General features: G+C 39.2%; 14 protein-coding genes. 4 read left to right on the forward strand and 10 right to left on the reverse strand.

What is annotated here, in order from left to right; genetic code table 11:
• Positions 1-246: 246 nt before the first annotated feature.
• Complete coding sequence (locus BPOF4_RS12430) at positions 247-1140, forward strand: COX15/CtaA family protein (protein WP_012959536.1); 894 nt, start codon at positions 247-249, stop codon at positions 1138-1140.
• A 105-nt stretch (positions 1141-1245) separates the two neighbouring features.
• Here BPOF4_RS12430 and BPOF4_RS12435 read toward each other — a convergent pair whose 3' ends face one another.
• The 4 genes from BPOF4_RS12435 to glsA form a co-directional block, all read right to left on the reverse strand.
• Positions 1246-2688, reverse strand: a complete 1443-nt coding sequence (locus BPOF4_RS12435) for a cryptochrome/photolyase family protein (protein ID WP_041822481.1) — start codon at positions 2686-2688, stop codon at positions 1246-1248.
• Positions 2689-2811: 123 nt separating this feature from the next.
• Complete coding sequence (gene pyc / locus BPOF4_RS12440; protein ID WP_012959538.1) at positions 2812-6258, reverse strand: pyruvate carboxylase; 3447 nt, start codon at positions 6256-6258, stop codon at positions 2812-2814.
• Between the two features lie 215 nt (positions 6259-6473).
• A complete protein-coding gene (locus BPOF4_RS12450) occupies positions 6474-6743 on the reverse strand; it encodes an Fpa/YlaN family protein (protein ID WP_411810022.1) in 270 nt (89 codons plus the stop codon).
• Between the two features lie 127 nt (positions 6744-6870).
• Positions 6871-7794, reverse strand: a complete 924-nt coding sequence (gene glsA / locus BPOF4_RS12455) for a glutaminase A (RefSeq protein WP_012959541.1) — start codon at positions 7792-7794, stop codon at positions 6871-6873.
• Between the two features lie 139 nt (positions 7795-7933).
• On the opposite strand from glsA, the gene BPOF4_RS12460 reads away from it, so the two are divergent.
• Positions 7934-8443, forward strand: coding sequence for a hypothetical protein (locus tag BPOF4_RS12460; RefSeq protein ID WP_012959542.1), 510 nt, complete (start codon positions 7934-7936; stop codon positions 8441-8443).
• A gap of 246 nt (positions 8444-8689) precedes the next feature.
• Here the strand turns inward: BPOF4_RS12460 and BPOF4_RS12465 are convergent, their stop codons facing one another.
• Positions 8690-10018: a PhoH family protein gene (locus BPOF4_RS12465; RefSeq protein WP_012959543.1), complete on the reverse strand. Its 1329-nt coding sequence runs from the start codon at positions 10016-10018 to the stop codon at positions 8690-8692.
• A 238-nt stretch (positions 10019-10256) separates the two neighbouring features.
• Positions 10257-10721: a pyridoxamine 5'-phosphate oxidase family protein gene (locus BPOF4_RS12470; protein ID WP_012959544.1), complete on the reverse strand. Its 465-nt coding sequence runs from the start codon at positions 10719-10721 to the stop codon at positions 10257-10259.
• 197 nt (positions 10722-10918) lie between these two features.
• Between BPOF4_RS12470 and BPOF4_RS12475 the strand changes: the two genes are divergently transcribed.
• On the forward strand, positions 10919-11122 hold the full coding sequence (locus BPOF4_RS12475; RefSeq protein WP_012959545.1) for a YlaI family protein: 204 nt from the start codon (positions 10919-10921) through the stop codon (positions 11120-11122).
• 34 nt (positions 11123-11156) lie between these two features.
• Here the strand turns inward: BPOF4_RS12475 and BPOF4_RS12480 are convergent, their stop codons facing one another.
• Positions 11157-11486, reverse strand: a complete 330-nt coding sequence (locus BPOF4_RS12480) for a YlaH-like family protein (protein WP_012959546.1) — start codon at positions 11484-11486, stop codon at positions 11157-11159.
• Between the two features lie 29 nt (positions 11487-11515).
• Positions 11516-13351, reverse strand: coding sequence for a translational GTPase TypA (gene typA / locus BPOF4_RS12485; protein ID WP_012959547.1), 1836 nt, complete (start codon positions 13349-13351; stop codon positions 11516-11518).
• Positions 13352-13547: 196 nt separating this feature from the next.
• On the opposite strand from typA, the gene BPOF4_RS12490 reads away from it, so the two are divergent.
• On the forward strand, positions 13548-13730 hold the full coding sequence (locus BPOF4_RS12490; protein ID WP_012959548.1) for a DUF5325 family protein: 183 nt from the start codon (positions 13548-13550) through the stop codon (positions 13728-13730).
• Between the two features lie 38 nt (positions 13731-13768).
• Here the strand turns inward: BPOF4_RS12490 and BPOF4_RS12495 are convergent, their stop codons facing one another.
• Together BPOF4_RS12495 and BPOF4_RS12500 are read right to left on the reverse strand one after the other, a co-directional pair.
• Complete coding sequence (locus BPOF4_RS12495) at positions 13769-14569, reverse strand: inositol monophosphatase family protein (protein ID WP_012959549.1); 801 nt, start codon at positions 14567-14569, stop codon at positions 13769-13771.
• A gap of 161 nt (positions 14570-14730) precedes the next feature.
• Positions 14731-14928 (reverse strand): hypothetical protein, encoded by a 198-nt coding sequence (locus tag BPOF4_RS12500; protein WP_012959550.1) that lies wholly within the window; start codon positions 14926-14928, stop codon positions 14731-14733.
• Between the last annotated feature and the right edge of the window lie 4 nt (positions 14929-14932).

The raw sequence follows: 14932 nt of genomic DNA on the forward strand, positions 1-14932 counted from the left end.
ATTAGGCGCCGTTTTCACACACACCTAATATCTGTCACAAACACATTATATCTCAAAATCTCAATTGTTTCAGCAAAATCATGAGTTTCACATTTTCTTCACATTTAGGATTCGACATAAAATATTCACGGTGAGGAAATTGACTTTTATTTGCTTTATTTTTAAGATCAAAAGGAGACAAATGTTTTTCTCTTTGCTTACTCTAGCATATATTTAGATAATTTTATAGAAGGAAAGGTGAAATTAGTGCACAAACGATTGAAGATTTATAGTGTCATCACCTCAATTGGGGTGTTAATCGTCCTCTTACAAGGTGCACTTGTTACTAAAACTGGTTCAGGTGAAGGTTGCGGGGCCACTTGGCCGCTTTGTTTTGGCGAAGTGATTCCGACAAACCCTGCCATAGAGACGATTATTGAATATAGTCATCGAATTGTATCAGGGTTAGTAGGTGCAATGATTATTATTCTTGCTATTTGGGCTTGGAAGCAACTAAAGCATATGAGAGAAGCGAAAGCATTATCATTCGCTGCTGTCATACTTATTATTTTTCAAGGTCTGCTAGGAGCAGGCGCCGTCGTATTTGGTCAATCAAAGGCGATTCTTGCCCTCCACTTTGGTATTTCTGCTATGTCTCTTGCTGCAGTCGTATTGCTAACCATTCTAGCATTTGAAGACGGCAGAGAGCATACAATGGCTCCTAAAGTAAGCAGAGGCTTTAAGTATTATGTATTCTTTGTTATTACTTATTGTTATGCAGTAATCTATTCAGGAGCATATGTAAAGCATTCAGAAGCTACATTAGCCTGCGCCGGTTTTCCATTATGTAACGGCCAGATTTTCCCTGGACTGTACGGTCCGGTCGGGGCACATTACTTCCATAGAGTCGTGGGAACGATTCTCTTACTCTTTTTACTCATTCTTATGATTTGGACTTTATCTCGTTATCGACATTACAGAGTGCTGACTTGGACAGCTGTGTTATCTTTCTTATTAGTTGTCGGCCAATTTATTAGCGGTATTTCGATTGTATTTACTCAAAATGCTTTATCTGTTGGTCTTATTCATGCATTAATTATCTCAATACTTTTCTCGGCCTTGTCTTACATGACTATGATTATTACAAGGCCTTCACATTAATTACAGTATTTAATTACAATAATTAACCACAAAAAAATGACAGCAGTCTATTGCTGTCATTTTTTATTTATCCCCATATTTATCTATTTCATACACCCTCATCCCTCATTCCTCATCGTCACCTTTAAAAAACGATAAAGCTTTCTTCCTTTGCTTACTGTGGTCAACGATAGGCAGAGGATAATCCTCATCTAGCCTGCATTTATACTTGACTTGTTCTTCTTCACTCATTTTCCACGGCTCATGTATATAATGATCAGGCACATGATTAAGCTCCGGGATATAGGTGCGTATATAGGTACCATTCTCATCAAATCGTTTTGATTGAGTAACAGGATTAAAGATTCTAAAATAAGGTACAGCATCCGTCCCTACTGAGGCGGCCCATTGCCAGCCTCCGATATTAGAAGAAGGATCGTAATCAATCAGCATGCGTTCAAAATACCGCTCCCCCAACCGCCAATCAATTAACAAATCTTTGGTAAGAAACGAGGCAGTGATCATTCTGAGCCGATTATGCATCCAGCCTTCATTCAACAATTGCCTCATTCCTGCATCTACAATCGGAAAGCCAGTCTCTCCACGTTTCCATGAAGTTAAATCGTCTTGATCATGACTCCAGTTCAACTCTCGGTACCCCTCCATTATTTCACGGTCTTTACAATCTGGCTCGTAAAAATGAACCATACGATAAAAATCTCTCCATGCTAACTCTTTTAAAAATGTTTCGGCACTATAGGAATCTGCTTCAGCATTTAAAATATGATAATAAATACTTCTACTAGACACGGCACCAGTTTTTATATATGGTGAAAGCCGGCTGGTCCCGGTTATACTTGGAAAATCACGATTCGCCTTATAGCCTGAGAGCCTTTTTTTCGTAAACATTTGAAGTCTCTTTATTGCATGCTCCTCGCCTATGGCAGACCAATCATAGCTGCATTTCTTTATTAGGTTGTTAAATAAAGTTTCCGCCTCCCGGTCGGGTGCAGTACCTTTATGAACTGAACCTAACAACACATCTCTCTTAATAACAGCCGGGGTACGCTTCCTTTCTTTTGCCCAAGCCTTATAATATGGGGTAAATACTTTGTAAGGAGTGCCGTCTTTTTTTAATACTTGATCAGGCTCTGTTAAATAAGCATCCTCAAATGTATAGAAGGGTATCGATTGTTTAGCAAGGAAATGTTCTGCCGCTTCATCTCTTAGCCTTCCATCCCCTACACGATCATCGTTTGCATACACGGCATCTATTTCAGGAAAAGCTTGGAGCAATTTAGAAAGTGCGCCTTCAATTGTACCCGTAATAATGTAGAGATCTCCTCCATTAGTTTTAAGCATTTGTTTAAACTGCATGACGGTTTGAAAAAAATAATCATGATGAACCGGTTCAACTGATGCTGTTTTAGGATCTAAATAGAAAAAGGCCAGCCACTTGCCACCATGTTTTTCAATCGCCTCTATTGCATGCTTTAATGCCGTATGGTCATGAAGTCTAAAGTCTCTTCTAAACCAAACTGCCTTAAGTGAATCGCTATTCCCCAACATTTCCACCCCCCAGTTATACAATAAATTGCACATAGCATAAACAAAGTATATACAATTATAGTATACTACCCTTCACATCACAAGAAAAAACACAACCTGTCAATGACAGGCTGTGCTTGGAACTTAAACTAATTCTATAAGCAAATCACCAGTTAAGATCGGATCTCCATCACTTACAAATACTTCTTTTACTTCTCCATCAAATGCGGCTTGAACCGTCGTCTCCATCTTCATTGCTTCTGTGATCATGAGATGGTCGCCTTTTTGTACTTTGTCGCCTTTTTGTACTAATGTTTTAACTACGGTACCTGGCATAGACGCCCCAATTTGATTAGGGTTGTCTTTATCAACTTTCGGTCTAGCTACAGTCGTACTTGCCACATTCATATCCTTAATAACCACTTCACGCGGCTGGCCATTTAATTCGAAATAAACGATCCGTGTACCATCGTCCTGCGGTTTTGAAAGGGAAACCAATTTCACAATTAATGTTTTTCCTTTCTCAATTTCCACTTCGATTTCTTCTCCAAGCCTCATGCCATAGAAGAACGTCAGTGTATCTAGAACAGAGACGTCACCAAATTGATTTCTAAATGCCTCAAACTCAGTAAACACTTTTGGATAAAGCGCATAAGAAAGCATATCATGGCTGGTCACTTGACGATCAAGCTGCTTAAATAATTTTTCTTTAATTTCTTGGAAATCGACAGGCTCCATATTTTCACTAGGGCGGCCTTCAATCGGCTTACGGCCTTTTAAGATAATCTTTTGGAGCTTCTCAGGGAAACCTTGATACGGCTGGCCTAACTGACCTTCAAATAATTCAACCACAGAATCTGGGAAGTCAAGTGACTCTCCTTTATTGTAGATGTCTTCTTCAGTCAAGTTATTTTGAACCATGTATAATGCCATATCCCCTACTACTTTAGAAGAAGGTGTTACTTTCACAACATCTCCAAACATATCATTGACCGTACGATACATTTTCTTTACTTCATTCCAGCGAGCAGCTAATCCTACTGCTTTTGCTTGCTGCTGAAGGTTGCTGTATTGTCCCCCTGGCATTTCATGCTCATATACTTCCGTATGAGGAGCGTTCATGCCGCTTTCAAAACCAGCATAATATTTTCTAGTCCCATCCCAGAACTCGCCTAACTGCTCTAATGCTTTAATGTCTACATTCGGCTTGCGCTCTGAGTGACTTAGTGCATAGTACAAGCTGTTTGCACTTGGCTGAGATGTAAGGCCTGCCATAGAACTTACAGCTACATCGACGATATCTACGCCTGCCTCAATCGCTTTGGCATACATAAATAGTCCGTTGCCGCTTGTATCATGAGTATGCAGGTGAATAGGGATATCGACCGTTTCTTTAAGGGTAGAGATCAATTGATATGCTGCTTCAGGCTTTAATAATCCTGCCATATCTTTAATTCCTAAAATATGCGCACCTGCTTGCTCTAACTCTTTAGCTAGATTTTTGTAGTAGGCAAGATCATATTTTGGTCTTGACGAATCAAGAATATCTCCTGTATAACACATGGCAGCTTCAGCAATTTTGTTGTTATTTCGCACAGAATCAATGGCTAAAGTCATACCTGGCACCCAGTTTAAGCTGTCAAAGATACGGAATACATCAATGCCGGCATTGCTTGATTTTGCTACGAATTCTTCAATAACGTTATCCGGGTAATTCTTGTATCCTACCGCGTTTGATGCACGAAGCAACATTTGAAAGAGGACATTTGGCGCTTGCTTACGCAGCGTAATTAAACGCTCCCAAGGGTCCTCATGCAAGAAGCGCATCGCAACATCAAATGTAGCTCCGCCCCACATCTCCATTGAGAATAAGTTTGGAAGCATACGAGCTGTTGGCTCTGCGATTTGCTTAAGGTCATGTGTTCTCACTCGGGTTGCAAGTAATGACTGATGAGCATCACGGAAAGTGGTATCAGTAAGAAGAACGTCTTTTTGTTCTTTAACCCATTTCGCTAAGGCTTCAGGTCCTTCCTTATCTAAGATTTGCTTTGTTCCGTCCGGGATAGGCTCTGTCAATTTCAGTTTTGGCACTTGCGGCTTATCTAAAATTGGTTTTTTGGCTTTTTCAAGTCCTGGATAACCATTTACAATCGTTTCTCCAATAAACGAAAGCATTTTGGTACCACGATCTTTTCGCTTAGGGAAAACGAATAATTCTGGTGTCGTATCAATGAATGATGTATTATATTCACCGTTTAGAAAACGAGGGTGTTGAACCACATTCTCTAAAAACGCAATATTCGTTTTAATACCGCGGATTCGGAATTCTTTTAGGTTACGAAGCATTTTCGCTGCGGCGCTTTCAAATGTTAAAGCCCAAGTCGATACTTTCACTAATAAGGAATCATAGTAAGGAGTGATAACCGCTCCTTGGAATCCATTTCCAGCATCAAGTCGAACACCGAAACCTCCACCCGTACGATAGGCATTAATACGGCCAGTATCAGGCATAAATCCGTTACTTGGATCTTCAGTTGTTACTCGAGACTGTATAGCAAAACCATTACACACGATTTCTTCTTGAGCTGGTATTCCAACCTTTGCACTGTGCAGCTGCTCGCCGTCAGCAATCAAAAGCTGTGATTGGACAATGTCAATACCTGTGACCATTTCGGTAATGGTATGCTCAACCTGTACTCTAGGGTTCACTTCAATAAAATAGAACTCTCCCGTATCAGTTACAAGAAACTCAACCGTACCTGCATTTAAATAGTTCACATTTTCCATCAATTGTACAGCCGCAGCACAAATTCGTTCGCGCAGTTCTATATCTAATGAAACACTCGGTGCAATTTCAACTACTTTTTGATGACGTCTTTGTACGGAACAATCGCGATCATATAGATGCACCGTAGAACCATGTTTATCTGCTAAGATCTGTACTTCAATATGTTTAGGGTTTTCAATAAATTTTTCTACATAAACCTCGTCGTTACCAAAAGCAGATTTAGCTTCTGATTTTGCACGCTCGTACGATTCCTTCATTTCAGACTTTGAACGGACAATTCTCATCCCGCGTCCGCCGCCGCCTAAAGACGCTTTAATAATAAACGGGTAGCCGTGTTCTTCTCCAAATTTCTCGACTTCCTCAAGGCTTAATACAGGCCCGTCACTTCCAGGAATGACAGGTAGATTTGCTTTTACAGCCTGGGTTCTAGCCTGTACCTTATCTCCGAACATAATGAGATGTTCAAGTTCAGGACCGATAAAGATTATACCTTCTTCTTTACAGCGAGTAGCAAAGTCAATGTTCTCTGATAGAAATCCGTATCCAGGGTGAATTGCATCTACATCATGTAACTTAGCCACTTCGATGATGTTTTCGATATCTAAATAGGCATCGATTGGCTTTTTACCTTCTCCAACCAAATAGGCTTCATCCGCTTTATATCTGTGGTAAGCACCCGCATCTTCTTTTGAGTAGATTGCGACCGTACGAATATGTAATTCAGTACAAGCACGGAATATACGAATTGCAATTTCTCCTCGGTTAGCTACTAAGACCTTTTTAATGTTGTTTAAACCATTCATATACTTTCTCCTCCACTCTCCTAAATAATCCTGTTATATCTTTCTCATCATGCTTGTATTCTAGTATAGAGAAAATGTGATCGATTTGGCAAATAAATTTTTGACAATTTCGATTCATCGGGTAATTAAAAGCGTTTACAAAACACTTTTCAATCCAGCGATAATTGGGATTGAACATAAAAAAGTCAAGCATCCTAAATGGAGCTTGACTTTTTTTATTTGCGTAATGATGCTTCGTGAAGGGCTGCTAACTTACGTTCTAATTCATTTAACAGCTGTTTACCTTCTTCTTCCCTAACAAGCTCAAGGCGAATGGCAAAGTCAATTTCTCTAGACAAACCAAACATCTGTGTATCTAAAACCTCTTCATAAAGAGGACACTGTGGCATCGTTAAATTTTCCATTTGCACTTCGATAAGCTGTTGGATCTTCTCAGCATCGGATTTTAGAAGGGCATACGCTCGTTCATTATGCTTATTGACCATCTCTTGAGACACGAGATCCCCCTCCTTACTTATTTATATCAATGATTTAATAGTATCTTTTATATACTAAAAATGCAATGATTTTAAGACTAATTAACGATTTAGTTGCAAATGATTTTCAAACTCATTAGAAAATACTCAAGTGATAATAACTAGACAATGCCTCAAGCAGCTTCATTCCAGCCACACTATTCCCCTTCTCATCTAATGCCGGGCCATAAATACCTATACCAATGCTATTAGGTACAGCACCAACAATTCCGCCAGACACACCGCTTTTTGCCGGAATTCCTACTCTGATAGCAAACTCTCCTGATGAATTATACATGCCGCAAGTGACCATAAATGTTTTCACAAGTCTTGCAATTTCAAACGGAATAATCTCTTCACCTTCTTCATTTTTACCGCCATTAGCTAACACAAATCCGATTCTCGCCAAATCATCACAATCGACTTCAATGGCACACTGCTTAGTATAAAAGTCTAATAATTGGTCAACGTTTTCATCAATAATTCGATGTTGCTTCATAAAAAAAGCAAGGGAGCGATTAAGATCAGCTGTGTTAAATTCAGATTGTGCAACTTCACGATTATAGGTCACACTAGGACGTGCGCTCATTTTTCTAATCAATTGAAGAAGCCTCTCAAGCCTCTCTTCTGTTGATTCACCTTTTATGAGGTGACTGACGGCCAAGGCTCCTGCATTGATCATTGGATTAAGCGGTTTGGCGACAAGCGACTCTAATTTTGCTATTGAATTGTAAGGATCTCCCGTAGGTTCCATCCCTACTTTATCAAAAACGACTTCCTCCCCATGGTCCATTAAGGCAAGGGCTAAAGTAAGCACTTTCGAAATACTTTGTAATGTGAACATCTCGGTTGAGTGACCTGCTGAAAAACATGTTTCTTTGCCATCGAAAATTGAGACGGCTAAAATACCTTGATCTGCTTTAGCTAGCGCAGGTATATAATCTGCCACTTTGCCCTCTGCAGCATATGGTTCTGCTTCTTTTACTAACTTCTCTAACTGTTCACCGTACTGACAGACCATCGCACTCACTCCAAAAAGGTTATTTCTTTTATTATACCCAGATGTGACAAATACATGGTAACGCTTTATACTTGATAGGAAGATGAAGATGAAATTAGAGTACGAATGAAAGATTAACTAGATTGGAGGAATTGCAGCAATGGAGGAATTTGTTATTTTTATTGAAGGGAATGTAGACCATCCCTTAACCATCGACCCAAGTGTTTGGATCTTTGATGAGCGAAAAGTAGATTTAACTACATACTTTACAGAGGAAAGAATAGTGGAAGATAAGGATGAAGCTTATACCAAAGCCATCTCGGCTCAGTGGGATAAAGAGATTATCGAGGGCTCTGCTCCCCCAAACCCAAACTCAAATGACAACAAAATTCAATACAACAAAGAAGAATTAACAACAGGCTCTTTTGGCATGCCGCTAGCTCCCTTCTTACAAAATGTGAAACCGAATCAAGACGTTCGTGAGGTTTTAGTTGAACAAGAAGGCGGAACGATTCAAACCATTCCATTATCAGAAGCGATGGAAATGGTCGCTGGGTTCTCAAAAGAAGGGAAGCCGCTTATAGAAACTGGCCCTATTCACCTTTATTACGGAGACGGCCGTAACAGAGAAGAGCCAATTACTCATGTAAGAAAGCTTGTATTAAAATAAGGTACAGCGCGGGGTGAGACAATACCATTAGCAACATGCAATGCCTGCTATCTATTGGATTTCGCGTTGCACTTCTCCTAAAATATACTACGTTTTCCACGGGAAGCTGGTGAGCCTCCTCGTGCTACTGCACTGCGGGGTCTCACCTTTGCTTTTGCTTCCACCGGAGCCTACGTATATTTCATCCGCTAAGTTATCACACTTTCCCCATTCTAGTTATAGAAATTTTTTAAAACAGCATCAATTTTATAATAAATCTGCTGCTAATTGGGCTAAGCCTGATCGTTCCCCTTTAACGAGCTTCACATGACCGCTTACAGTTTGATCCTTGAATTTCTCCACTACATAGGTCAGGCCATTATTATATTCATCAAGGTACGGATGATCGATCTGCTGAGGGTCACCCATCAAAACAATTTTACTTCTTTCCCCTACCCTGGTTAAGATCGTTTTCACTTCGTGTTTTGTTAAATTTTGAGCTTCATCAATAATGATAAATTGGTCTGGTATACTTCTTCCTCTAATATAGGTAAGTGCTTCTACTTGAATTGACCCCATACCAGCTAAGATCTGATCAATCTCTCCTGGCTTCTTTGTATTGAACAAAAATTCAAGATTATCATAAATAGGCTGCATCCAAGGTCTTAATTTTTCTTCTTTTTCTCCTGGAAGATAACCTAAATCTTTTCCTAACGGGACAACAGGTCTCGCTACGACTAGCTTTTTAAACTTACCCATATCTTCTGTTTGCATTAATCCTGCAGCAAGAGACAATAACGTCTTACCTGTTCCTGCTTTTCCAATCATAGTAATGAGACTGATATCATCTCTAAGCAATAATTCAAATGCCATTCTTTGCTGAACATTTCTTGGCTTAATTCCCCACACTTGATCAGGGTCACTTACAAAAGGCTTCACTTTCTTCCCATCAGGCTCTACTTTACCTAGTGCAGAGCTCGAACTGCCAAGCGCATCTTTCATAATGATAAACTGATGGGGGTAAAAAGGATGCTTGGTCAATTCTGAGATGGCAAGCTCTCCTTGGGAATAAAAGCGTTTCATCACGTCTGCATCAACATAAATTTCTACATAACCAGGATAGACTGAATCAAATTCTACAACACGATCACTTAAAAAATCTTCTGCCGGAAGGCCAAGTGCATCTGCTTTTACTCTAACTAGGGCATCCTTGCTCACTAAGATTACATGTTTCCCTTCAACACGCTCTTGTTCCTCTAGCATTAAGTTCAAGGCAACAGCAATAATCCGATTATCATTTGACATTTCTGCAAATGAATCTTTTAATCGTTGAAAGGAGCGATGATTTAATTCCACTCGGAGTTTTCCCCCGCCTTCTAATGGTACACCCTCATGCAGCTTACCCTTTGTCCGTAATTTATCTATAAGTTTTGAGAAATGGCGGGCATTTCTGCCTACCTCATCCATATACCTCTTTTTCGAATCCACTTCTTCTAATACAACGGCTGGAATAACCACTTCATTCTCTGCAAATGAGAAAATGGAGTGAGGGTCCTGTAGTAGTACGTTTGTATCTAAAACGTAGATTTTATTCAACATTCCGCCTCCTGACTCAAGTATCGTTACGCTGCTTGCTATTAATTTATGCGAGTTCCTGTAATAATGTCTCTAATTCATTTACTCTTTCTCATTAACACTATATGTCTAAGCCCTATAAGATAGACGAGGAATCTATAAATAGCTTGGAATGATTATATGAAATAAGATCATATGAAATGAAGAACAAGTGAAAGCTAAAGGCGGCCTGCACAAATACTGCGCAGGCCGCCTTCCCTTATTCATTATTATATGTTTTTAATGCTTCCATCACTTGACGGTCTAACTTCGCTGCCGCCTCAGCATCATAAGTTTTATCATATTCAGGATTTTGTACAATTTTTGCACCATAAAACATAACATCACGTACTTCTTCCACGTCCACTTCAATTAATGACAGCTTTAATGGAACAGAATCCATTTTTTCACTTTTAATCATTGCTTTTCCTGAAACTGAATAGGTCGAACCATTGGCAATGATCGTCAAGACCACACCAGGCTCCTCTTTAATATTTGTAATAATGCGTGATCGGTTATCAATCGCAAAACGGAGCTTTTTATTTGTAGGCGCATACACCCAGGATATCGCATTTACATTCGGAGATTTTTTCTCAAAGTCTACTGTAGCTAGAGTAACATACCGCTCTTTCTGTAAATGAGGCAGCAGTTCATTTGTCAACTCATGTTCTACTTGATTAGCCATATTGATCCCCCCTATAATTAATTACTTATAAGTATACTATACCTATATTAATCATTTTTTAAAACTTGTTTCTTTTTTTTGAAGATCCCTTTACAATAAAGATAGAATCCCATTTCTTATAGACAGCGATCAGACTTAAAAAGTTGATGAATTGTGTTGATAGGACCCAAGGGTTAACCGATTGGAGTGATAAGGTCATGAGAGTAAAATGTGTACTCTGTGATAAAATTGACAAAATAGATGACCAGCTCCCATTAGCAAAACGCTTACGCAATCGTCCGATTCATACGTATATGTGTAATGAATGTGACGAGCGGATCAGGGAGCGGACACTAGAAAGACAAGCAAGCGGGAATTTCACTTTAACCTATAAAACTGAAAAAGAAAGCGAGTGGCTATAAACCACTCGCTTTCTTTTATTTTATCCTTATTATTTTATCCTTCCTTTTTCTCTTCCCGGTGTCTGTACAAACGGTAACGATAAATTGCAAGGATTAGTGCAGAAATAATAAGAACGACAATAATCGGTGCGCCGAATGCAAATTCCATCAGCCACAATACAAAGCAGCCGATAATAAGCATAATATATACAACGACCTTTTTTAGGATTGGCAGTTCTCTTGCAAATCCAAGGTTAAAAACCAAGATAGCCAAAATCACAATCGCTATATATGCTAACAGCCCATACCATGGATTCTCAGCAGTTGCCTGCATCAGCCACGAATAGCCTTCAAGATCTGCCTCTTGTAATTGTTGGTTGTCCACCTATCTCCCCAACCTTTCATGCCTTTTTATTACTTAGCAGCAAGCTTCTTACGCTTCTCTGCACGCTCACGCTCTGTTTTCACTAAAATCTTCTTACGTAAGCGGATTGATTCTGGTGTTAATTCACAGTACTCGTCCTCGTTCAAGTACTCTAGAGCTTCTTCAAGAGTCAAAATACGAGGCTTTTTCATCGTTACTGTCGTATCTTTAGTAGCTGAACGTACATTTGTCTGTTGTTTCATCTTTGTGATGTTAACAACCAAGTCATTATCACGTGTATGCTCTCCAACAATCATACCTTCATAAATTTCAGTACCTGGCTCAACAAAAATTGTACCACGGTCTTCTACTTGCATAATACCATATTGACTTGCTTTACCTGTTTCCATTGAAACAAGAACTCCTTGGCGGCGCCCGCCTACTTGTCCTTGAGCCATTGGCTGATAACTGTCGAATGAGTGGTTAATGATACCATAACCGCGCGTTTGCGATAGGAATTCAGTTGTGTATCCAATCAATCCACGTGCAGGTACCATAAACTCAAGTCGAACTTGACCTGTTCCAGTATTTGTCATGTTAACCATCTCGCCTTTACGCTCACCCAATGATTCCATGACAGATCCAGTATATTCTTCCGGAACATCAATCTGCACACGCTCAACCGGTTCACATTTCACACCATCAACTTCACGAATAATTACTTCAGGCTTTGAAACTTGAAGCTCATATCCTTCACGACGCATATTTTCAATTAAAATTGATAAATGAAGTTCTCCACGGCCTGATACAATCCACACATCTGGTGAATCTGTATCTTCAACTCTTAAACTAACATCCGTTTCAAGTTCAGCACGAAGACGTTCTTGGATTTTTCTGCTTGTCACAAATTTTCCTTCACGTCCAGCAAAAGGACTGTTATTAACTAGGAATGTCATTTGTAGAGTCGGTTCATCGATACGAAGGATTGGAAGTGCCTCTTGGTGTTCTACAGGACAAACCGTTTCACCAACATTAATTTCTTCCATCCCTGAAACAGCAATTAAATCCCCAGCTTTTGCTTCTTCAATTTCTGTACGTTTTAAGCCTAGGAAACCAAATAATTTCGTTACACGGAATTGTTTTACTGAGCCATCAAGCTTCATTAAAGATACTTGCTGACCTACTTTAATTGTTCCGCGGAATACTCGTCCAATACCGACACGACCTAAGTAATCATTATAATCAAGCATAGTTACCTGGAACTGAAGCGGCTCATCGCTGTTATCGATTGGAGCTGGAATTTCATTAACAATCGTTTCAAATAATGAAGCCATATTTTCATCTTGCTTTTCCGCATTCATGCTGGCAGTACCATTAATAGCTGATGCATAAACAACAGGGAAATCAAGTTGGTCTTCATCTGCACCAAGGTCAATGAATAAGTCAACAACCTCATCAACCACTTCAGCCGGACGAGCAAAGTCACGGTCAATTTTATTAACAACAACAATTGGTGTTAATTTCTGTTCAAGTGCTTTCTTAAGTACGAAACGAGTTTGAGGCATACAGCCTTCATATGCGTCAACGACAAGAAGTACACCATCAACCATTTTCATAATACGTTCAACCTCGCCGCCGAAATCCGCGTGACCAGGTGTGTCCATAATATTGATACGTTTATCTTCAAAGTTAATTGCAGTATTTTTAGCAAGGATTGTAATACCACGTTCTTTTTCTATAGCATTTGAATCCATTGCTCTTTCTTCTACTTGTTCATTTTCACGAAATGTCCCAGACTGCTTTAAAAGCTCATCAACCAATGTTGTTTTACCATGGTCAACGTGGGCAATAATTGCAATATTACGTATATCATCACGATGTGTCATTAAATTCTCTCCTTATTTGTTGATTAACTGTCTAAGTATAGCACATATTGAAGACAAGTCCATAATTATGTGTAAAAGCCAGCTTAATTCTGTGCTTTGTGCTTATCTTTAACTTATTTGTCACATTGTCAGGCTTTTTCTTTAAAGCATTTCACGATACACTTATAGATAGTGATTGAATCTTAGGGGGATTTATATGAAGAAGGAGAATGTACTTTTTTTATTATTAGCTGTTATTACAGTTATTTGCATTATGAGTATTGGAGTAGCTGTAGCTGAACGCAGTATTGTTATTGCTCTCTTAGCTCTTATCGGTATAGTCATTGCATTATTTTTAGGGATTTCATTGCGAAAGAAAGTTACCGAAGCTAGTGAATAAAAAAAGCTTGAGTAAGAAAAATACTTACTCAAGCTTTTTTAATATTCTTCTCCTATATATACGGAAATAATTTCTTTATGTAAGATCGGTTTTGATGCAAATAAAGTTCCAGGTTCAGTTAAAGATAATGGATCGCCTTGAAAATTAGAAGCCACACATCCCACTTCATTCAGGATCACAATACCAGCAGCATAGTCCCATGGCGATAACTGGACACTCAAATACCCGTCTAATCGATCAGATGCTACATAAGCCATCTCAAGAGCAGCAGACCCATAAGATCGTATGCTTCTTACATCTCTAACCAAGGCTTTCAACGGATTGCGATATTGATTTTTTTCCTCCACGAGCCATCTAGCATTTAATCCAATCACTGATTCGTGCAGAGGTCTTTCTTTTACAGGAGGGAGTTCAACATTGTTAAGATAAGCTCCGTCTCCTCTCACTGCATGGAATAACTCATCTCTCATCACATCGTAAATAATCCCTATCATGCCTACTTTGTTATGATAGACCGCGACAGATATAGCAAAATTCTGCTTTTGATGAATAAAGTTCATTGTTCCGTCTATAGGATCAATAATCCATACGGTTCCCTCTAATGAAGGTTCCTCACTTGCAATCCCTTCCTCACCGAGAAAGTAGTGCTCTGGATATGTCGTTTGAATTTTCTCATAGAAGAACTCCTCAATTGAGCGGTCTACTTCAGTTACAAGGTCATCTGGGTTCGACTTAGTTTCAATATCTATTGGGCCAGCTAATGTCTTTTTGATTTTTTGACCTGCTTCATATACCCAACTTGTAGCAACTTTTTCAAGTTCTGACCAATTCATTGACATAATGCTGCCCCCTTTTCTATCTTACAGCTATTATGACATAACTTTCCTAGAATGAAAATCATCCAGCCTTTAATACCTTATAGTTGTCACAATCGCCAATAAATCATAAAGAAGCGAGGGAGAACCCTCGCTTCAAATTCTTTTATTTGGTTAAGTACTGTTTAATGGGTATGTCCTTTTAATTGTACAAGTTCTTCTCTTAGTAGCTCAAGAATACGTTTGGCTTCATTCATTTGATCAATATCTTCTTGAATCATCGCATCATGAAGTGTCATTAGTTCGTAATCAATTTCAAGCTTCAAAGCTGGAATTCGCTTACCTACATCGATTCGCTTAACCTCTTGGATCACTTGTTTCATTGCC

This window comes from Alkalihalophilus pseudofirmus OF4 (genome assembly GCF_000005825.2).
Classification (GTDB): Bacteria; Bacillota; Bacilli; order Bacillales; family Bacillaceae_D; genus Alkalihalophilus; species Alkalihalophilus pseudofirmus.